Source organism: Roseobacter sp. OBYS 0001 (assembly GCF_019654895.1).
GTDB classification, from domain to species: domain Bacteria; phylum Pseudomonadota; class Alphaproteobacteria; order Rhodobacterales; family Rhodobacteraceae; genus Roseobacter; species Roseobacter litoralis.
In genome coordinates this window covers 60,700-81,262 of sequence record NZ_BPES01000014.1, presented here as the reverse complement: position 1 = coordinate 81,262, position 20,563 = coordinate 60,700, and the positions used below count along the sequence as shown (strand labels likewise).

General features: G+C 57.9%; 11 protein-coding genes. All 11 read right to left on the bottom strand.

Annotated elements, in window-relative coordinates; all coding sequences use genetic code 11:
* Nucleotides 1–11 precede the first annotated feature (11 nt).
* Nucleotides 12–947 (bottom strand): metal ABC transporter permease, encoded by a 936-nt coding sequence (locus K5Q35_RS19485; protein ID WP_220801040.1) that lies wholly within the window; start codon nucleotides 945–947, stop codon nucleotides 12–14.
* Nucleotides 947–2,164, bottom strand: a complete 1,218-nt coding sequence (locus K5Q35_RS19480; protein ID WP_013963539.1) for a metal ABC transporter permease — start codon at nucleotides 2,162–2,164, stop codon at nucleotides 947–949. The genes K5Q35_RS19485 and K5Q35_RS19480 overlap by 1 nt, the downstream gene beginning before the upstream one ends.
* Nucleotides 2,161–2,976 (bottom strand): metal ABC transporter ATP-binding protein, encoded by an 816-nt coding sequence (locus K5Q35_RS19475; protein ID WP_013963538.1) that lies wholly within the window; start codon nucleotides 2,974–2,976, stop codon nucleotides 2,161–2,163. Before K5Q35_RS19475 ends, K5Q35_RS19480 begins: the two co-directional genes overlap by 4 nt.
* A 14-nt stretch (nucleotides 2,977–2,990) precedes the next feature.
* Nucleotides 2,991–3,947 (bottom strand): metal ABC transporter solute-binding protein, Zn/Mn family, encoded by a 957-nt coding sequence (locus K5Q35_RS19470; RefSeq protein WP_220801039.1) that lies wholly within the window; start codon nucleotides 3,945–3,947, stop codon nucleotides 2,991–2,993.
* A 322-nt stretch (nucleotides 3,948–4,269) separates the two neighbouring features.
* Nucleotides 4,270–7,596: a hypothetical protein gene (locus K5Q35_RS19465; protein ID WP_220801038.1), complete on the bottom strand. Its 3,327-nt coding sequence runs from the start codon at nucleotides 7,594–7,596 to the stop codon at nucleotides 4,270–4,272.
* Nucleotides 7,593–8,936: an ATP-binding protein gene (locus K5Q35_RS19460; protein ID WP_220801037.1), complete on the bottom strand. Its 1,344-nt coding sequence runs from the start codon at nucleotides 8,934–8,936 to the stop codon at nucleotides 7,593–7,595. The genes K5Q35_RS19465 and K5Q35_RS19460 overlap by 4 nt, the downstream gene beginning before the upstream one ends.
* Complete coding sequence (locus K5Q35_RS19455) at nucleotides 8,929–12,429, bottom strand: contractile injection system tape measure protein (protein ID WP_220801036.1); 3,501 nt, start codon at nucleotides 12,427–12,429, stop codon at nucleotides 8,929–8,931. Before K5Q35_RS19455 ends, K5Q35_RS19460 begins: the two co-directional genes overlap by 8 nt.
* Nucleotides 12,429–14,681, bottom strand: coding sequence for a hypothetical protein (locus K5Q35_RS19450; RefSeq protein WP_220801035.1), 2,253 nt, complete (start codon nucleotides 14,679–14,681; stop codon nucleotides 12,429–12,431). The genes K5Q35_RS19455 and K5Q35_RS19450 overlap by 1 nt, the downstream gene beginning before the upstream one ends.
* Nucleotides 14,678–15,541 carry a hypothetical protein gene (locus K5Q35_RS19445; RefSeq protein WP_220801034.1) on the bottom strand — a complete coding sequence of 288 codons (864 nt, stop codon included), beginning with the start codon at nucleotides 15,539–15,541 and terminating at the stop codon, nucleotides 14,678–14,680. The genes K5Q35_RS19450 and K5Q35_RS19445 overlap by 4 nt, the downstream gene beginning before the upstream one ends.
* Nucleotides 15,538–19,623, bottom strand: a complete 4,086-nt coding sequence (locus K5Q35_RS19440) for a hypothetical protein (protein WP_220801033.1) — start codon at nucleotides 19,621–19,623, stop codon at nucleotides 15,538–15,540. The genes K5Q35_RS19445 and K5Q35_RS19440 overlap by 4 nt, the downstream gene beginning before the upstream one ends.
* Complete coding sequence (locus tag K5Q35_RS19435) at nucleotides 19,616–20,563, bottom strand: hypothetical protein (protein WP_220801032.1); 948 nt, start codon at nucleotides 20,561–20,563, stop codon at nucleotides 19,616–19,618. The genes K5Q35_RS19440 and K5Q35_RS19435 overlap by 8 nt, the downstream gene beginning before the upstream one ends.

The following is a 20,563-nucleotide window of genomic DNA, read 5'->3' as shown; positions in this document are numbered from 1 at the left end:
GGCGCGAGTGATCAGGTGGCGGCGTCCTCGCGCCCGACCCCAACGCGGGAGCGGTGCGGGCCGTAAAGGCAGGCCAGCCCCAGAATGACGCCGGAAACGGTCGCGATCATGCCCGCGGCACTGACCGCGTTTTGGCTGCCGAACCACAGCGGGCCATAGCCTGCGAACACATACCCCAGCACAGCGGAGAGCGTCGCAAAGGCCACAGACCACCAGACCTGATGCTCCAGCCGGTTGGTCATCAGACGCGCAGCGGCAGGCGGGCAGATGAACATCGCGATCACGATGATCGAGCCGACCGCATCAAAGGCCGCAACCGCCGCAATGGCGGCAGTGATGACAAGGCCGAGCCCGAGGGCGGTGGCAGGAATGCCAAGCGCTTGTGCAAATCCCTCGTCGAAGGTTGCGATCTTGAGCCAGCGCCAGAACACCAGCATCAGCACGATCACCAGCGCGCAGGCCAAAGCCATGCGCGGCAGTTCTGGCGGCAGGTTCGCGAGGGCGGCAGGGTCCAGCAGGCTTTCCCAACCCGTGGCGCGGAACCAGATCAGCGATTCCAGATTGCCCATCAACGCGTGTTCCACATCCAGATGCACGGAGGATGTGTCGGACTGTTCCAGCAGCAACACGCCGCCCGCAAAGAGCGTGGTGAACACGACGCCCATCGCCGCACCCGGCTCGATATTGCCAAGCCGCTTGACCACCTCGATCAGGATCACCGACACAATCGCCGCTCCTGCGGCCCCCAACAGCATCGGGATGGTGCCGAGCGTGCCAGTAATCAGAAACGCGACCACGATGCCCGGCAGCACCACATGGCTGATCGCATCGCCAATCAAGGCCTGACGACGCAGGATCAGGAAATTACCCGGTAGCGCGCATGCAATCGCAGCCAGCGTGCCGATCAGAATTGGTGTCAGCGAGAACTGAACAAAATCTGCACCCATCACTCAAGGCCTCCCACGGAAACCGGCGGACCAAGCCTGCGGTCAAAGTCCTGTATCTCGTCGGGGGTAAATATTTCTTCGATCGGGGTCAGCCCGTCGTAGCGCCCGGTCAGCCCCGCATCCTGATGCACCTCGCGCGCCACGTCCCAGCGGCGTTCATCGCGGGCTACTTTGGCGGCTTGGGCGCGGCCTGTGTCCGTCGGTACGCCATCCGCGCGGATCAGCCCATCCTTTGCCAGCAGGCGCAGGGTATAAGGCTCGCGGATGGGTTCCTGCCGGGACAGGGACAAAAGCCCCTGACGGCGATGCACGCGGCGTTGAAACCTGCGATGCCGGATCACGGCAGCAGCGACCCCGCGCACAGGTGCAAAGATCAATGAAAAGATAAAGACGCTGGCCGCCGTCAGCACGATCAGCGGGCCGGTGGGCATCGCGGGCGCCGATGCAGACAATGCCGCGCCCACATAGCCCGACACCCCGCCCACGGCCCCTGCGATCCAGATGACACGGCCGCTGCGTTCGGTCCAGAAGCGCGCGGTGACAGGGGGGATGATCAGCATTGCCACAATCAGGATCAGGCCGACCAGTTTCAGCCCGATCACCGTGACGGCCATCACAAGACCCATCATCAACAGGTCGATCCGGCGCACGTCATATCCCATGGCGGCGGCGTATTCAGCATCGAAGGCCACCAGAGTCATCGGGCGGCGCATAAGCCATGTCGCGAAGACCGCGAGCGATCCGCCCAAGGCGATGATCACAGCGTCCTGATAAAGCATGCCTGCGGTGGATCCCAGCAGGAACCCTTCCAGCCCCGCCTGACGCCCGGCACTCATGGATTGAACAACGGTCAGCAAGACGATGCCAAACCCGAAGAATACACCCAGAACCGCCCCGATGGCCGCATCCTCGGCCAGTCGGGTGCGTCGGGCGATCCATTCGATCACGAGAAGGCCGATGGTGGCCGTAATAGCAGAGCCGATCAGCAGGCCAATCAGGCTGCGCCCGTCTCCGCCCAGGGCGACCATGACGATAAAGGCCAGCGCGACGCCGGGGAGTGTTGCATGGGCCGTGGCATCCGACACCAATGCGCGTTTCCGCAAGAACAGGAAAGTTCCCGAAGCCCCGGCGGCGAACCCCAGAAGAGTGGCGCCAACTGTAACCAGAGCGGCGTTATACCCTGCATTCAGCAGCAGGGCATCGAAGAGGGGTGTCACGACGCGACCCCTGCCAGTTCCGCCATATGCGTAGCACCCAGACGCCCGCCATAGGTGGCGCTGAGGTTGTCCGGGGTGAAGGTCGTCGCAACCGGCCCCTCGGCAATGCGGCGCACGTTGATCAGAAACACATGGTCGAAATAATCCGCCACGGTAGACAGATCATGATGCACCGCGACCACCGCCTTGCCTTCGGCCTTGAGCAGCTTCAGCACGTCGATGATTGCGCGTTCAGTGGCGGCATCGACGCCCGCAAACGGCTCGTCCAGCAAGTAGAGATCGGCATCCTGCGCCAACGCGCGCGCAAGAAACACACGCTGTTGCTGGCCGCCGGACAGTTGGCCGATCTGGCGATCCGCGAAATCGGCCATGCCAACGCGGTCAAGGCAGTCGCGCGCTTGCGCGGTCATTTTGCCGGATAAGCGGCCAAGGAGTCCGACCTTGCGATAAAGGCCCATCTGCACAACGTCGATTACCGTGGTGGGAAAGTCCCAGTCTACACTGGCGCGTTGGGGCACATAGGCGATCCTGTGGCGGGCCTTTTCGATCGGTGTGCCAAAGATCGACACCTCGCCTGACAGGCGCGGGATGACGCCAAGAGCGGCCTTGAGCAACGTGGATTTCCCCGCGCCGTTTGGGCCGATGATGGCGGACATGGCTTGTGCGGGGAAATCGGCATCAACCGAAAAAACCGCGGGTTTCTCGCCGTAGGATACGGTCAAGCCTCGCACGGCAAGGGGAATTTCGGGCGCAAGCGCGGCCGGGGTCGCAGCCCGTCCGTCTCGTGTTGCAAGTGTTGCCGGGGTGCGCATCGTCAGGGGGGCCCTCAATTCAACAACTCCGACATGCCGCGTTCGGGTGCTTCGCCGCCCAAAGCGCGGGAAATCACGGTGGCATTGTGGTCGATCATGCCCAGATATGTGCCCTTATATGTGCCTGCCTCGCCCATGGCGTCGGAAAACAGCGTGCCGCCGATGGTGACTTCGTGGCCTTCAGCGGCGGCCCCTTCGATCAGGGCGCGGATATTGCGATCCGAGACGGAGCTTTCCACGAAAACCGCGCGAATGTCGCGGGTTACGAGCGTGTCGACCATCTCCTCGATGCGCTGCAATCCGGCCTCGCTCTCGGTGGAGATGCCCTGAATGCCCATCACTTCGAAACCGTAGGCGTTGCCAAAGTAGTTGAATGCATCATGAGCGGATATCAGAACGCGGCTCTCGGCGGGCACCGATGACAGCACCTCGGTGGTGTATCGCGCCAATTCACGCAGTTCTTGCAGATGCGCGTCGGCATGTGCTCGGAACGCGGCCTCGCTTTCGGGCTGCACCTCGATCAGCGCATCGCGCACATTCAGCACCACGCGGGACCACAGGTTGGGGTTCATCCAGACGTGTGGGTCGTATTTGTCGTCGTAATCCTCGTGTCCGATCAGCAGGTTGCGCGGCAGGCTTTCTGCCACTGCCACGACATTGCCACCCTCGGACAGCTCGCGCAGGAAATTCTCCATCTGCGCCTCAAGATACAAGCCATGCCACAGTACCAGATCAGCATTGGCCATGCCCACAATATCAGAGCGTGTCTGGCGATAGGCATGCGGATCCACTCCGGGACCCATCAGCGCGCGCACGTTGACCATATCGCCGCCGACCTCGCGCGCGGCGTCACCGATCATGCCAGTGGTTGTCACCACGTCCAGCTGCTCCTGTGCCATACCCCAGCCTGCGGGCAAAACCATCGTAAAGGCGGTCGCGGCGGCCAATAGGGTTCTCTTGCTAAAGGTCATCATCGGTTTCCTCGGTAGGTATATCCGGCCGGCGGACGGAGTCTGTTAATATCTTGATATTAAGAATCGTTCGCAAAGTCAATGCAGTTGCGAAGCATTCGCAATAAAGGCGCTGTTTTCCCGCTCAGTTGACGCGCCGAAATCGTGATAACAGTGTTTTGCTTGGTGAAGGGGTACACAGGCGGGGATAAGCGCGATGAGGCTGTGCCAATGGCATCCTGCGCGGATGTACGGCCCATACCCCATCGGCCTAAGCCGAAATTGTTTTGTTACCGGGATCTTAGCCCATCTGGTTTGGTTCTGCGGTGCGACTGGTAAACCGCTAGGGCATGGGGCCGTTCTTGAAACGTTGATAGGAGTTCAGAACCAACATGAAGCCGAGCACCCAGATCAATGCCCACATGAAGCGTCCTGGCCAGACCGCATGCGGATCACAAGTTGCCAGAATAAAAAGTGTGCCGATCAACACAACGTTGCCGGACCACACAAGGCCGATCCACATGAACCGGAAGGCCAGTTGATCCGCCAGACCGCTGTAAAAGGACCGCCAGGTCAAAACCCCGACCAGAACGAACAGGGCGATCGCGCCCAGCGTTATTTTGGCACGGTTTGGACACCAGTAGTTGCAGGTGCTCGTGATTACCCCTTCAAAACCTGCCAGAGCGGGCGCAAGCGGTTTGTCGAAGTATTTCGCGATAATCGACGTCATTTCCGCGTTATCGTCGGACAGCGGGTCCAGAACGGGCCAGAACCCGATCCCGGAAAAGTTATCCTTGAAATAGACGACGTCGTCTTCAAATTGCGAAAACTCCTTTGGTGGTGTCGTGTCAAAAGCGTCTTCGTGCGGGGTGCTTTTGACGAACCTGTGCCCGCCCGGCGGGACCACGGGTATGATGCTGCGCAAGATATCGGCGCGCACTGTTCCCCGAAACAGACCTTCTTCCATGCGGACGCGCAGATCCTTTTTTGCATCCGACGTTGGACGCTCCAGAAAGAGGAGAATCTTGTTCACGATCTCCACCGTTTCGCGACTTGTATCCGTTTGGGCATCGGCGTTTTGAAAGGGGTTCAGGCTTGATATCAAGCTGCGTAAAAAGCCCTGATCGCTATTGTTCAGCACCTCGATTTCGTTCGGGACCAGTAATTCATAAAGGTCATCAAAAACGCCCTCTTGCCGTTGCTCTTCAGTTTCGGCCACTACCGGGAAATCGAAAGCGACGTTAAGCGTCGACGTCTCGCGGTCCGGCAACTCCTGATAGACGCGCCGGATGATCGACACCATTGTGCGCATGTTTTCCTTGGTCAGACGGGTGCCCTTGTAATCATGGAAAATGAGGGTGACGCCGTCGGGCCGCATCGGATCAAACAGGGTCGGGATGGCCGCGCGCACATGTTCCAGTTTGCGCCCTTCAACCCGGTTGAAGGCGCCCATTTCGGTTGCGATGTCGTCCACGACATATTCGATGTCAGCGCGGGTCCAATCCATCCAGTCACGCAGATCAAACGCCAGTTCGGCCTTGGCTCTGTATTGATGTGCTGAATTGATGAACTGCCGACGCGCTGCGCGCCATTGACCACGATTGTACAACAGGGCGCGATCGCCGTCGCCCTTGCTGAACTCCAGCCCGTAGAAAGCGATATGATCAACGACGCTGAAATCCACTTTGGTTTGTTGCTTGGGTTCTTCCTCTTCAGCTTCGGGGTCTGCTGGGGGTATTTTGGCGGCAGGTGGCTGCGCCAGCCAAAAGGGGTAAAAACCATAGACCTGCAAATCATCGCTGACGCGTTCAGAAACGCAGTCGCAGTCCTCGATTTCTAGGGGTTCATAGATGCGTGTCACCTGCGGGTCATCAATCGTCTTTTCCGCTTTTTGTACCAGCCGTTCAGTCACAAAGCGCGATAACTCTCCCTTACCGTCCAGTTCGGACACGTTTTCGACGGCTTGCGTGAACAGACGGCGGCTGGGATACGCGACGCCGGTGAGCGGCGCGAGGCGCTCCACCAGACCTTCGGCGGTGGCATCTGCGATGGTGGCCTGAATGAACGGCAATGCGAGGATCTCTTTCTGAAGCGCCTCCGTCAGTGTCCAGTCTGAGGTCACGGAGGGCTCAATGCCTTGAACCTGCGCTTCGACCTTGCGTTCGGCCTGTGCGGTCGCGGCCTCCTCAAGGGCGGCGCGGGCCTGCGCACGCATTAATTCCGGGACCGTCACATCCGACAGCGGCGTGTCCTGCAAGGCCTGCGAAAGCTCCGGGTTGTCGATTGCCGATGCCACCGCCTGATCGGTGGCATCGGTGACCGTCATGCGCGGTGTTGGGTCCGGTTCGGCATCGGTATCCAATTCCAGCAACGCGGTATCTGTGGGGGGCGGCACAGGTTCTGACGCAGCCGCCAGAACATCCGCAGCGGCATCGACTTCAGCATCGATTGCGTCTTTCTGCGCCTCCATCAACGCGGTTTGGATGCGATTGACCAGCCCTGCTTTGGTGGGTTCGCGCACGGTGATCATGCTTTCGACCACCGGCAGCGCGGTTTCAAACGCCGGATTACCCTGCAGTTTATCCGTCACCGAAGGCCGCAGCAAAAAGGAAAGGGGCAGCTTTTCATTCCCGGTGACCAATTTTTCGATCTCATCAAGGATGCAGTCTCCGAGGTCTACGGCCAGCACGGGGCGCAGATCTCGCCACAGGGCTTGTGGGCTGTCATACCCCGGCTTTTCTGCGCGGAACCCTTCAAGGATCGGGGTGAGCGAGACCAGAAAGCTCAGATCGGCGACGTCGTTCTCTTCGAGCGAATAGTAAGTGAGCGTCTCTTCCGTGGTCTGGGGCGAGCAAGGACCACCCGTGTAAGGTGCCGGGACGCCAGCTTGTGCAGCATAGTCCTCAATCAGCTTGATGACAGTGTCCACCGTGCCCACTAATCTGCGCAGCCGGTTTTCAGTCTTTTCCGCGGCGATCCAGGTGATGAAGTCTTTGCTTTCCAGAATACCCATCGCACCCGGGCGTCTGGCTTCGATCTGGCCCAACCGCTCCATACCTTGCTGCCAGGCATCAAGGCCTCCGGCAACGGGCAGAAGTTCACATACCTGAACTTCGGATTTATCACGGAAGATGGTGGTAAGCGTGTTTAAAGCCTGATCTGCATCGGGGATTTGAGAGAGAACACCGCTGGAGGTCGCGCAATCGTAAGTGAGCGCCCGGCGGCCGAGTGCCAGCGTCGTCATCGCCGTTGTGCCCGCAAGCCGCAGGGCCAGTGCAGGATCCGCTTGTGGATCATCCGCTTTGGGCAGGCTCATCGTAAAGAGCCGCGTTGACCAGCCCGGCCAGTTTTGTTGCAGCCGTGCATATTGTATCGTCAGACGCAGCGTTGAACGCACTTCATCCAAGCCGTCCGGCCTTGGCACACCTTCGCATAGAACGCGTAGTCGCTCGCGGGTGTAGCGGCCTAACTTGCCGTCTGCCAAGGCCGGGTTTGGGTCTCTGTAGGCGGTGCGCAGGCCCAACTGGACTTCACGAATATTCGCGGGCGCAAGTTCATCGAGCGATATTTCATCAAAATCCGAACAGGCGGCGACAGCGGCAGATGCCATGCCGACCGTTATCACAAAAAGGGCCATCAAATGACGCAAACTGGTCCTGAGGAGGCTCATGATGTTCGTCCTTCTTTACGCATTTCGGCAGTAATCGCGGATTTTAAGTCTTGTGCAGCGACGGTATCGGCCCCGCGGCGCAAAGCGCTCACAGCAGCATGGCGCACGACATTGGTGATGGCCGCGCCAGACAGGTCATAGTCAATCGCCAGCTGTTTAATATCAATTTCAGGGGCCATCGGCACAGACGCCAATGTATTTTTCCAGAGCTTTTCACGTTCGGGCGCAGTGGGGCGGGCAAACCCGACAGCGCTCTGGAAGCGGCGAAAGAATGCATCATCGATGTTACTGCGCAGGTTGCTGGCAAGGATCACAAGGCTTTCGCATTCCTCGATCCGTTGCAGCAGGTAGGAGACTTCCTGATTGGCATACCGATCATTTGACGAACTGGTGGCAGTGCGCGCGCCAAAAAGCGCGTCGGCCTCGTCAAAGAACAATATCCAATCCCGTTCGGCGGCCATGTCAAATATCAGCCCAAGGTTCTTTTCTGTCTCACCAATGTATTTGGAGACGACCATCGACAAATCGACGCGGTATACATCAAGATTGGTGCGCTGACCCAAAAGAGTTGCGGTGAGTGTCTTGCCAGTGCCGGGCGAGCCGTAAAAAAGCGCTTTGTAGCCGCGTCCGAATTGGCGCTCCAGTCCCCAATCCGCAAGGATTTTATCCCTGTTTTGCAGCCATGCCAGAATGTGATCAAGCTGATCGCGCACCGCTGCGGGCAGGATCAAATCATCCCACGTCAGCTTGGTGCTCAACCGTCGTGCCGGAAAGTTGGGCGCAAAGTCCGGCCGGGGGGGCGTCCCATCGCAAAGCGCGACAACACGGTGCATGGGCAGGTCAAGCCTGCTGACTTGCGACGGTTGGTTCTGGATCAGTGAGACGCCGGCTTGCAGGCGCAGGGCATGGTCGGGTTCGAACAGTCGCATGGCGGCAATGCGCGCCGCGGTATCCGTCCCCGCAATCAGGAATAGCGCCGTTTCCACCGTGGGCACAAAGGCCGCACTTGCATCAGGATGGCCGCCGAACTGAGAAAAAGCGCGGTCAATTGCGGAATTTTTGACGTAGAACGGGTCCAGCACGGCGGAGTTCACATGTGGTGCGATGGCCAGAGCCAGTACCAGACGGGCCTCATGCGACAACCCATGCTGTGAAATCAGATCAGCCAGAACCGTGTCGCTAGTATGAGCAGGCGCACGCGGCATGTCTAAAGGCGTATCAGCCCCCTTGAAGAAGTGTTCGAGCCGTGCGCCAATCACCTGCTCAAGCCATTTGATTTCGGCGGCAATGGCTTGGGCATTCAGTTTTCGCAAAGAGGCGCGGTCATTCCCATCAAGCATCGTGGTCCTCCCTCCATGAGACATGGCAGGGTAGGGGCATCCAGGGCAGGACCAGACGTTGGATGCTCCACGGCAAACCGTCCAACAGCATGTCAAACGGACCCGCTGTGACCCGTAGGTGCGCGCCCGTATCATCAAAACGCAGCGTGCCTGTGCGGCGTAAAAAGGTCTCGCGCAATCCATCCGGAGACGTTGCGCCAAGTTTGCCCCAGCGATCCACGACAGACCGCAAAAGGCCATCCATGAGGACCTGTGCGTCCTCGTCCAGGTCTTGCGGCGCGGGCAGCTTGGCCACTGAATCAAGGCCGAGCAAAACGCGGTGAAACGGGTCAACCACTGGTCCAGCCGTTGTTCCTGCAAGGTAATGCAGAGCGCTCAAAGCCTTGGGATATGCGTCCATCGACAGCGCTTTGCCTTCCCATTCTATTTTCAGCCGTTCAAAGAGGAGCGTGATAAACGGGCTTAGCAAAACGAGGCCCGCGACCTCTGTCACCAAAAGCGTTTCGCTGTCCACTTCAGGCAGTTTTTCCGGCTCTTTTGTTTCGACATGCCGTGTCTGCTGGGGTGCGCGCACCAGCAGTGTTTCGATGGCCGCAAGGGTCTGGTGTCTGAGGTGCGCCTCATCCGTGCTGATCGGGATGCTGAGCCGGGCGGCAACCACGCGCAGCAAGGATTGTCGTTTTTCATAATCTGGCTCGATTTCCTGAGCCACAGCAGCAAGATACCCCGACAGGGATAGGCGCCTGTCTTTGGTTGCGGTTGCCAATCCAAGCTCTGTGCGCAGCACAGCGGTTTTGAGGGCCGTCTCTGCGTCGGGCTGTGCCATGGGCCAAGCGCGCAAAAGCAATTCTGCCGCGTCCGTAAATTGCCTGTTTTCCAGCCCCGCGAGCGCTTTGGCCAAGGCAGAGAGTTTTTCGATCAGTTCCGCATCTGAACGGCCGGTTGATGATTGATCTGTCGTTGAGGCAGTGTCATCGCGTTTTCCGCGCAGTTGGATGCTGTCGTTCCTGGCCGCCGCGGCTTGTGTTTGGTCCGGGCGAGGGCGATCGTTTGCGTGTCGAGGGGGCGCTTTTGCTGAAATCCCCAAAATCCGCTCGGTTTCCGAATGATGAAAACCGGCAAGAAGCATGATGGTTTCTGCCAAACTGCCAGTTCCGGGCACGTGTGTCGCTTCTTCGGGGAGGGCAAGCCCATCGGATGCCTGTCCCGGATCTGATGGCCTCTCGTATCCCTGCGCAGCATTTCCGTTTTCGGCGCGCTCCTCGCGCGCGCTTCGTTCAGGGTTCGGCGCCGTAAGGGTGGTTTCAGTCCTTTGCGCAAGATCTTCGAAGTCGAGCAAATCGCCGTTCAGAAGCGCAATAATCACATGCTGCATCACAAGCTGGGGCGATTTCGCATTCTTTTTCAGTTCTGTAAGATGCTCGACCAGCAGTGTCGCGCTGGGCGGCAAAAGCCGGCGTGCAAGGTCAAACGCATCTATGGTCGTGAGCCGTCCAACTGCTTTTGCAAGCGAGTCAGGGTCTTCTGTGTGCATGGCTCTGATTTTGTCGGAGGCAAGCGTTGTTTTGGCAAGAAGCGGGCGCGTGTCCGGTCCTTCCTCACGTAAAAGCGTGATCAGCGCTCTGAGAGCGCCCAGTTCAGACGCTGCGGAGAAAATGGCATTCGGGCTTTGTATCAGCTTCCGGATGCAAAAGTCCTTGGACGAAACCCCTTGATCGACCCCCAACGCACTGGCGATTTGCGATAGCGCATGTTCGTGGTTGTCATCACCAACCTCCGATGAATCTGCCGCTTTGTAATGGGTGAGCGGCTCTGAACTGACTTCGGGCGATGCACCTCGGTCGCCAAGTGAACGGGCGGCATCCGGTTCAGGTGTTGAGCCAAGCGCAACAGCCGCGTCAGCTTTGGTTTCTGCATCCGGTCGATTGCTTTGATGCCCCTCATCATGATGTGCCTGCGTAACATTTGGCGTTTGATGACCATCTTTTCGGCTGTCTGCGCCATCTGCGTCGGTGGTCGCGGGCGTGTCAGGTATCCGTTGGGCTGCGTTCGCTGTTGTCGCAGCCTTTGCTGCGGTTTGCACGGGTGTGGCGGCCCCTTCCACACCCTCATTAGGCGTTTGTCTGCCTTTGTTTGGGATCGATGCACCCTCGGCCGCGTTTTCTACGGGTTCGACAGGTGGCTCTGCGTCCGTGATAGCCATCTGACTGGCTACCGTCGGTGCCGTTGGTAGCAATGTGTGGCTATGCACAGCCTCTGCAGATCGTCCCGATCCTTCAGCGGACGTTTGCGCGGCGTCGAAAGGCCCTCGCGTATATGTCGTGAACTTGGGATCGAGGAATGGCATCAATCGCTGAAGAAGTGCAAAGGATCGCTCATGAACGATGGTGTCAGGCACACCTTCCTGCAACAGGCTTTGTATCAAGCGTTCTTGGGCCTGAGGTATGCGCGCGCTGGCTGCGCCGGGCCCATTCGGCGCCGCGCCCAGATCATGCGACGCATCCCCCTCTGAAGTCGTCTGCGCTGTGCTCTGTTCATCTGCGAAAGGCAATCGGTCTGACAGAGAGATACGCGGGTCTGCTGTCTGCGGCACCGACGACGCATCCCCCTTCGACGTGTTCTGCCCATCTGCGGAAGGCAACCGGCCCGATTGAGTGACATGCGGGTCCGCCTTCTGCGGCACCAGTGGTTTATCCACCGCGACGGGTTCTGCCCTGTCAGGCAATTGGCGTTCGGTATTTGCAGCGCGGGCGTCCAACCGGGTGAGCGCCTGAGCGACCGTGCGACCCAGTTCATCTGTAAGACGTCGCGCCGAGGTGTCTGCGCCCGTGACGTTGGATGCAGATTGTTCGCGCAAAACATGGATCAACGCCTGCCGCTCATCTGAGTGGCGTTCCAGTCGCGCCAACACCATCTGCAGGGTTTTGTTGTCTGGCGTGGCCTGTGTCCAACTCACAAATGCATCAATCCGGCGCGCAATCTGCTGCTGAGACAACACCGGTTGACCTGTTTCCTTGTCCGAGCGGTCCTGCACTAAGGGCGCGGTATCACGCGGGTCAGCGCCGCGCGGGTGGTTGAGCGTCGGGTTTGTGTCTTCTTCTGATGTTGAGAAATGGGTGGGTGATATTCGGTCGTCGAGCGTATCTGCGGTGACCTCGTGAATGACGGGGCTGGTTGGATTTGCCGGTAGATAGTCCGCCAGCGCATATCGCAACTTGGTTGCAAGGACGTAGCGCACATCTGACCAGACGGGATCCTCGGGCCAGTGGCCCAAGTCTATGTCGATTTGTTCCGCCCGAATTGTAATTCCCTGCCACTGTGGTGAGTCCAGAACATCGGATAGTGCAGGCAGGATTTCGCGTCGAACGGCAGCCAGCAGGGTTTCGGGCGACGAAAGGGGCCCCTTGGGGCTCGTCACATGAAATTCTGCCAGACAGCTGTTGATCCGCGCTGATGCGGGCTTCAGCTGGTCCGTTCGAGCGGGTGTCGCCATCAAGTATCCTGACCCTCCGCTTCCGTGTTGGTGGGCGTATCTAGAAACACCTTCAAGGCGCGCAGGTCTTCGGCTGTTCCGGATTTTGATTTTGCGTACAGCTTTTCGAATTTGGCACAGGTATCAAAGTCCAGCCAGCGCACCCGCACATGAATATGTGCCGGTGCCAGGGTGTTGACCTGCGTTTCAACATAGCTTTGGTAACTCGGCATCGCGCAGCGGGCCGTCCACCCCGGCAAGATCAGATCAGCCATATTGGGGTCGCAATCCTCACCGCAAGCGCGCAGTGTGATATGTTCGATTAACACGGCAGTTTCAGAGCGCCGGTTCAGGTCCCGCCAGGTAGAGCGCAGGTTGACCACGGCCTGCTGAGCATCCTCTTTGCGTTGACGCAAGCCGATCCGGCGCAGTGGGCCGAAACTGCCGGGGTCCAGCAATATCTGGTACTGGCCCGGATAAGGTGCGATTGCAAAGCTGTCAGATTGTGTCAAATGCGCAAAAAGCTCTGCCGTCAGCGCGCCTTCAGCGAGAAACGGTGACAGTGTTTTAAGCGCGTCCTTGTCTAGCAGTTCGTATTTGTCCGATTCAGGGACGATCATATCAAAGGGGCTTGTGGCGGACACGAGTTTGACGTCTTCCGCCGGTGCTTCGCCTGCCAGTGTCGGTCCTTGCGTCAAACTCAAGCCGTAGTCCGTCAATCGTCCGGTCAGCTTGCCATCTTTCGAGATATCCAAATCGCACAGTGTTGCCAATTCGCTCAAAAAACCGCCATCCTTCTTCTTCTCTCTATCCGGACCGGTCGCGCGGGCCGCATGTAATGCCGGCAGGGAAAACAGGTACTTCAGCCGCCATGAGATCTCAAACCGGTGCCTTTCACGGGTGGTATGATAGCAATGCAGGCCGCTGTGCCGTGTGGCCGGCATTTCGCTGCCTTGGAGTGCGATGAGATAGTCAAGCAACGCAACCTGCAAGCGGTGCTTTTTCGCATCATCGTTTTGCGTCTTTGGCTTGGCCTTGAAAATCTCAGGCAGTGTATTCAGATCGTCCACCATGTCGGACAGCAAAGTGTCGATACTGCTGCGATATTCGGCGATCAATGTGGTGGCGTCATTCTCCCTGTAGCCTCGGGCGCGGAAGACGAACGGCAAAAACGCATCCACATGTGATTGTGAGAAAGTCCGGTTGCGCCCGGGTTTCATAACGTCCCAATCTGGTGCGTCAATATGATGATCAGCCTGCGCAATTTCGACGGCTTTGATGCGCACGACTTCTTCTTCAATGCGTTTTGCATTCAGCGCAACGGGCGTTCCGTCGAGCGTCAGTATGATGCCAATCTCTTCGGGAAGCGGCGGCAGCGCATCTGTGGAGATTGTCTGTAGTTCTTCTTCGGGCATCGTTGGCAAGAAAGAGTGAAAGTAGATTTCATGGCTGGGCCTCGAAACATACTCCCTGGTTTTCTTGGGCAATTGCAGGGTCAAATGTTCGATTGTCTGCACGCCCGGCAACTCACGCAGTTTTGCAAGATACGCGCTCAGGTCGACTTGCGTTTCTTTGCTGTCCAGTTTTTGTTCTGTCCGGCTTTGCGGCGGAGTAAGCAGGCGCAGCGGTTCATTCCAGACATCCTGACGCTTTGCCGGTTTTTTGGGTGTTCCGATGCCTTTGAGCAAACGTGCGATGCCGTAGTAGAGATATGCGGCCGTGGTCTCGGGCAATACCTCATTCTTGATCTCAATAGATCCGATCAGCTTGACATAGACGGGTTCGGCGATCGTAAGCCTGCCCAGATCCGTGCACAAGGGTCGCGCGGCTTCAAAAGCTTTTCGCAAGCGTTTTGCGACCGCTTTCTTATCCTTCACATTGTCAGAAGGAATAAGGGTGATATCAAACAGACCCGGACGTTCGGGGTCTGGTTCGGCAACAGTAACGCTTTCCACTTCTTTGCAAGCGCACAGCCACGCGGCCAGATCATCACGGGTTACAGGTGTCGTGTTCAGAACCTTTCGCGGACGGAACAGGCCCAGATTGTGAAAGCAGAAATTATCACGCTGGTTCGTCAGCAGGTCGCGGGTCGGCAGCCCCACCTGATATGCAATTTCACTCAGCGCAAAGCAGGTTTGTTCAAGCAGCGTAACCCCGGGGTCATGCAAGTTATAGTCTGTCCAAATCTTGCCTGAGGCCTCTTGCGCATAGTCCACGGCAACACGGCGCAGATCGGCAAAGTCTTCTAAAGGCTCTGGCGGTTTGGCGCTCATAGCAGGTTCTCATCCCTGTCGTCTTTTTTTCCATGGGCGCCAACCATCGCGCTGTCGAACCAGAGTTTGGTAATATAATACCGCACCAATTTGCCCTCGAATTCAGCGTTGGTCTTCAGTTCAAGAATGTAATGGTGCTCCTTCTCTTTATCCGCGACCCAGCGCAGACAAATGCGATCTGCATAGCTGCCATACATCGCAGTTTGGGTTTTGATAGACCGCCGCCGAAAAAACCAGTTCAGGAACCGATTGCGTGGGTGGTACGCATTCATGGCAATCGCGCGCATGATGGAATAGCGCCCTTTTCCCGGCTCCCCGCCGGTGCCTGCCACCACTTCGAGGATCTGGCAGCCGGTCATGGCTTCGGTGATGGGGTGCCAGCCCCGATCGGCGGGTACGGTTTCGTATTTGGGGGTTGCGACACCAATGCGCCCCTGCATCCGCGCTACACCACCCACATCAAAACGCCATTCCGGCTCCTCTTGATTGATGCCGACCATGCCGTCGCGGGTCATTGTCATATTTGGCGGAAAGGTGTTTTCAGTCTTGCCCGATGAGTTGGCATCCTCGTCAATCTTAAGCCCATCCTGCCCTTCATCCGGGCGAAAATTGAGCACACCATCTTTTTCGCCATGCTCTATGATCCAAGACGGTTTGGGGGTCCCCAGTCCCTGATACAAGCTGAGCACCTTCAGCGAGGATCCGACTGAATTCAGCCGCAGCCCATCCGTGTCGGTTTTCGCAAAGCCGTCATCGACCTGGTTTACGGTACTGTCGATCAGGTCACCGAACTCCTTTGCAGTGGGCAAAGAACCACTGCGAAAGAAGGATTTGAGGGTGGGGCGGTCTTGTTTGGTCACGGGATGGTCCTTTGGCCGACAATCAGCATCTCGCCTAAAGTGAGGCTTCCAATGCCGGCTGCTGTTGGTTGTTCATCTTTGAAATTGGCTATTATCGTTAAACCATGCTCAACTGTAGAAATGGGAAGGCTCCATGGAAAATGAGGCTTCAATACGGGTCCGTACATGCCGCGCCAGTCATTCTTGGTTTGTGCGGTATCCAGCAGACTGAATCGCTTTTCGTCATCGCCAGCCAAATGAAGAACAGAAAAATCAGTTATCTTTTCGATATAGTCCTTTTCAGCAATATGAGCGCGCAGCATCTGGATGTTGAGTGACCATCCAAACCGCTTCATCGAGGCATCAGCCGTCCAGACCGAAAGAAATTTGCGAAGATCACGTCTGAGCAGCTGGGCTATCGCACCGTTTTCCCGCTTCACATTTGCCGTCAGTTTGGCGCGCACCTGAAGCCGTTCAAAGGTCGGGTTTACAACGTCGACGGTGCAAGCCTCGGATGTGAATTGCGAAAGCCATTTCTGAATTGAATTGAGCGTCGTTACGTCAAACAATGCAGGCTGAGGGTTTCGCAAAACGGCGTCATCGGATTGTTTGCGGGCCACCACGAGCGTCATGTGACCCGGTGCAGGCGCGGCGTTTTCCGTTCTCAGATGTGGCAGGCATTTGGCCATCCAGACGTCAGGAAACTCTTCGAGCACCAGCCGTTCCATATCCCACGGCGTGACCCCGCGACGGCGATGACGCAAACGCTCGCCCACGCGCGCTAGGAAAATTTCGCGCGGTTCCGGTGGGCGTGACGTGGTTGGTATCGGGATTTCCTGAATGCTGGTCAGACCCGGCTGCGCCGGTGTGAAACGCCACACACGTGGGGCATCGCTTTTCTTCCAGGTGTCATCCATGCGGCGCGCCCAGACGCCATTCACTTTAGCGGCCGAAAGACTGGGGAAAATCTCGACATTGGGTTGTGTCGCCACTGCCGCGAACCAGACGCCGCCCGCCGGCATTTCAGTAGAGTGCTCTGTCGCATCATCGGGCAGGTCGATGACAACGATCCCGGATCGCATCAAGCCGACGGTTGTGTCAGACGAAATTGCGGTCTCAGGCATCTGCTGCCAGCCGTGCGCCGAAAGATAAAACCATGACAAAGGGTTGCGCGCAGGGACACGCCGCAGGTGTCCCGAAGACGCCAGATTTATCGTCAGTGCGGTTGGCCCGGTTTTATTCGCACCGGTGAGTTGAAAGCAAACCTGCCCGTAGCCGAGCCGTTTGGGGAAAAGTTGTATTCGTTTGTGCATACGCTTGGGGAACACGCTTACGGATCCAAAGGGGCCCGATTGACGGACCTCTTCACCCGCCCGCGCGGTTTCAGGGGCATTGAGTTCGATCATGCCTTCGGCTGTGTAGGAGAGTGAAAATTTGGCAACTTCCGGTATGAAAGGTGCGGGGGGTATCTTGCGTTCGCCCAGTTTCACAAGCCGCGGTCGCATCGCTTCGACCAGAGCCATCGGATAGCGGTCTGTCAGGAAACCACCAGCCGTGCCCGTCAAGGTCATACGGATCATGCCCGCGCGGATGGTCTGGCGCGACTGGTATTCCTGCGCAGACACCGTGCCCGTTGCAGGGATCGAACGCCCCGTTATCTTGCCGGAAAACTCCCATTCAGACTTTAAAGACGCCGATACGCCTTCGCTTTGGAACAGGGGTACGGGTTCGGAACTTACGGTCTTCCAGCCAGCCCCGCTGAGGTAGTCGATGGTCAACTTGGGGTCCGGAATGTCGATGCCGCGTCCGTAGGTGGCATAATGGGTTTCAAACCCGCCGACCGGGTTCGGCATCCCGGACCATTCAAGGCATATGTTGACGCTTTTGACGGGTTTGCGTGCCATTTCAGCGCAACCGACCTGAAACGTGGCCCCCTCAGAGGGGCGCGGTCCAAAGGGCTGGAAGGTTTGATCGGTCACGAGGGGACCGTCATCGGAAAACGCCGCAAGACGTCGCAAGCCAGTGACCTGCGTGCGGATGCTGATGGTTTCGATTGCGTAGGCCTCAAAGAAGGAAACCGGACAAAGACGCGCATCAGTTGCATAGCGCAGGGCAAGGCGGGGCGCATTTTTCGGGCCGGTCAGGGCCGGTGCATTGGCATCATAGCGCATGCTGAGCATGATGCCGCCCTGCGCGCGCTTTTCCCGCAGCGGCAGTATTTGCATGATGTCCGGGCGGCGCGGCCCGTCATCCGTTGTAATCGTCATGGCAAAAGCATCGCCGAGCAGGCTTTGAAACACATCCCTGAGGGGATAGTTGATTTTGCCGTCCAGACGCTGTGAAAAAGCGGCGAAAATCATTGAGTTCTGTTGTTGATCATAGCTCTTGCGCGCAGCGCCATCCGCTTGAATGCCCTCTGGTTCGACGCCGATAAGTTCGCTGCGATACTTCTGGACCAGCCCGAATATCTTGGTCCAGTAATCCCCCTCCGGAAACGGGTGTTTTTCTATCAGCGACAGTGTAACGATGCGGCCCAGCAACACTCGTAGGTGCGCTGGTTTTTCGACCTTGTCCATCAAAACCGAATAGATCAGCGCCATGGATGTCGTCATATAGTGCAAGGTGGCGTATTCAGTAACTTCGCGGGTCAACTCCTCAATCGCATCGGCGCTTTTGAAGTCTTTTCGATCGCCATAAAACGTTGAGATCAGGGTCGGATCTGCTGACAGGGCGAGGCGCACCTCCGGGTCTCGGTACTCAGGGTCGATTTCCTGAGGGCGGCGGCGCAAAACCGGGGTCTTTATAACTTTGGCGTTTAAAGGGTTGGCCTCGTCTTTCCGCTTTTCCTTGAGTGCCTCGATTTCCTCCTTTGTAAACTCATACGACCCCGCAGGCAGGTTTGAATCGCGGCTCATGTGCAGCGACACTTCAATGCGACGCGTCCCTTCGGCAAGGGACAACATGGGAGATGAAATATCCAGCCCGAAATCGGGGTCCTGTTCCATCCCCGAGCCGAACAGGGTCTGCGAATTGGGTTCTGCGTCTATGCTCAAGGTAGCGGCGCGCAGTCCGGTTATGCCGCCCAATGCGCGATTGTAAGAAATGTTGTTGTCTGTTTCGTAGCTGAGCACTTTGATGTCGCTGATAACGGCGGGGCTTGTGGGGACGCCGGTATCCGTTTCGAACTGTTGCACGCTGCCATCTGGCAAAAGCGCTTCAAGCGCCGTTGCTTGTGGCACAAAGCCCGGACGGGGGACGCGGCCTAGATCAAGCAAAACCATTTCAGGGCTGGCCGAGGCCGGGGTCTGTCCGATGATGTCCTGATAATATAGATCCGTATGGCGATCCGGCAGTTTGTTAAACGCGGCATCCACATGTTGAGACGCGCGCAGTTCAGCGATGATCAGTCCCAGACCGGGGTCAATCTCGCCGGAGGCGATACGGGCGTCAAACGCGCCTTGTGCTGAGGCTTGCAGCGATGTGACGGCATTGCGCAGCAACGTGTGTACGCTTCTTAGCCTGTCACGTAAGGCGCGGGCCTCGGCGAGGGGGCCTGCCTGATCGCTGGCCGCCCGAACCGACGGGTGCTTTTTGGCAATCCGCGTCAGCTCCGCCGGCCCTTTGCCATACATGTCCGCCAGCAGGCCGGACAGGTTACGTTCCTTGTTCAGCTGGTCGATCTGCTTCGAAAATGGCACCGGAGATTCAAGTTTGATACGGCGTAACCAATCGGTCAGCTGGTCCGAAAGCTCCCGTGTCAGGCTGAGGGCTTTGGTCGGTTCATATTCCAGCGCTTCGGCAAAGGCAAAACCCGCATCACCGGCCTTGAAGCTCAGGATTTCGGCATAAAGATAGGCGGGTTCGTTCTGAAAAAGCCGCGCCCAGGGACGTGCATATCTGTTCTCCCGCGCCAGCGGCACATCCTCTGCCCCCAGCCTTTTACCTGCCTTGCAGAACGCCTCTGCAAGGCTTTCGTCTCTGACCATAAAGCGGCGCGGAGACAGCGGGCGCGGCAACCTTGCGTCGCTTTGCGAGCCGGGTGTGACGCGAAGCCCGCCCCAGGCCTTCGCCCGTTGGTTTTTTGGGCGCGCGGTATCAGACATCACTTTCCTGCTCTTTCGCTTGGTCGGACAGGAACACGGCTATGATCGTGCCGTTGTCACTTTGGATGACCAGAACCCCGCCAAAGGACTCTGGCGGTGCAGGTCGCTCTGTGGGCGCAAATTGGGAACTTTCAAAAAGCGCGCCAAACGGGGCCGGGTTTCTGTCCGCTTTGAACGGTGCCAGAACAGGCCCATCGCCTGTTTGCACGCCCACAACCCCTTTGCCACTGCTGACAAAGCGCGTTCCGCACAAAAAGAGATTGCTCCATATCAGGCGGTCAAAGGACAGACTTTTATCGAAATCAGTGGCGGAGAAACTGCCACGTTGGGTGGCAAAGCCGGCCTTCATGGTAAATCGCCCAGCTGCTTTGGTCGTGACCAGATCGCCGGCTTCGTCTGGCGCAATAATGCTGAGTTCAACCTTGCCTGTGTAAAGCGTCGCGCCTGACGTCGGAATCTCGCTTACAACAGCACTGGGCCCAACCACCATCGGACCGGTAAAGTTGATTTTATTGATCGCATAGGTCACGTCATACACGTTCGGCAGCTTTCCCGGCTGGCCAAAACCTACGCGCGGTTTGGCCGTCGCTTTCTTGGTGCCAATAAAGGTCGTGCCCCGGATGTCTTCTGTTTCGCGGGGCTGGGATTTATCGTTCAGGTCGATTTCTTCACGCAGACCGTTGCGGTTACTGCGCCCGGCAATCAGCACCGGATCAAAGGCAAGTCCACCTGCCGCTGCTTGGCGCAAGTACCCGCCGGACAGACGGTTCTGAGTCTGTTCAGCCGCGTCGCACGCCTGATCCGGAGCCAGGGCCTGTACTCTTTTCACAGGCTCGTCCTTCAGCCGTTCGGCGATGAAACCGCAGCCCGCAAGGCTAAGGACAACCACGCCGATCGCGGCGCCGGTTCGGATTGAGGATATCTGGGGGAACCTGATCAT

Coding starts and splice junctions, on each gene's coding strand:
- K5Q35_RS19485 (WP_220801040.1), bottom strand. CDS start 947: ATGGGTGCAGATTTTGTTCAGTTCTCGCTGACACCAATTCTGATCGGC.
- K5Q35_RS19475 (WP_013963538.1), bottom strand. CDS start 2,976: ATGCGCACCCCGGCAACACTTGCAACACGAGACGGACGGGCTGCGACC.
- K5Q35_RS19470 (WP_220801039.1), bottom strand. CDS start 3,947: ATGACCTTTAGCAAGAGAACCCTATTGGCCGCCGCGACCGCCTTTACG.
- K5Q35_RS19465 (WP_220801038.1), bottom strand. CDS start 7,596: ATGAGCCTCCTCAGGACCAGTTTGCGTCATTTGATGGCCCTTTTTGTG.
- K5Q35_RS19460 (WP_220801037.1), bottom strand. CDS start 8,936: ATGCTTGATGGGAATGACCGCGCCTCTTTGCGAAAACTGAATGCCCAA.
- K5Q35_RS19455 (WP_220801036.1), bottom strand. CDS start 12,429: ATGGCGACACCCGCTCGAACGGACCAGCTGAAGCCCGCATCAGCGCGG.
- K5Q35_RS19450 (WP_220801035.1), bottom strand. CDS start 14,681: ATGAGCGCCAAACCGCCAGAGCCTTTAGAAGACTTTGCCGATCTGCGC.
- K5Q35_RS19440 (WP_220801033.1), bottom strand. CDS start 19,623: ATGTCTGATACCGCGCGCCCAAAAAACCAACGGGCGAAGGCCTGGGGC.
- K5Q35_RS19435 (WP_220801032.1), bottom strand. CDS start 20,563: ATGATCAGGTTCCCCCAGATATCCTCAATCCGAACCGGCGCCGCGATC.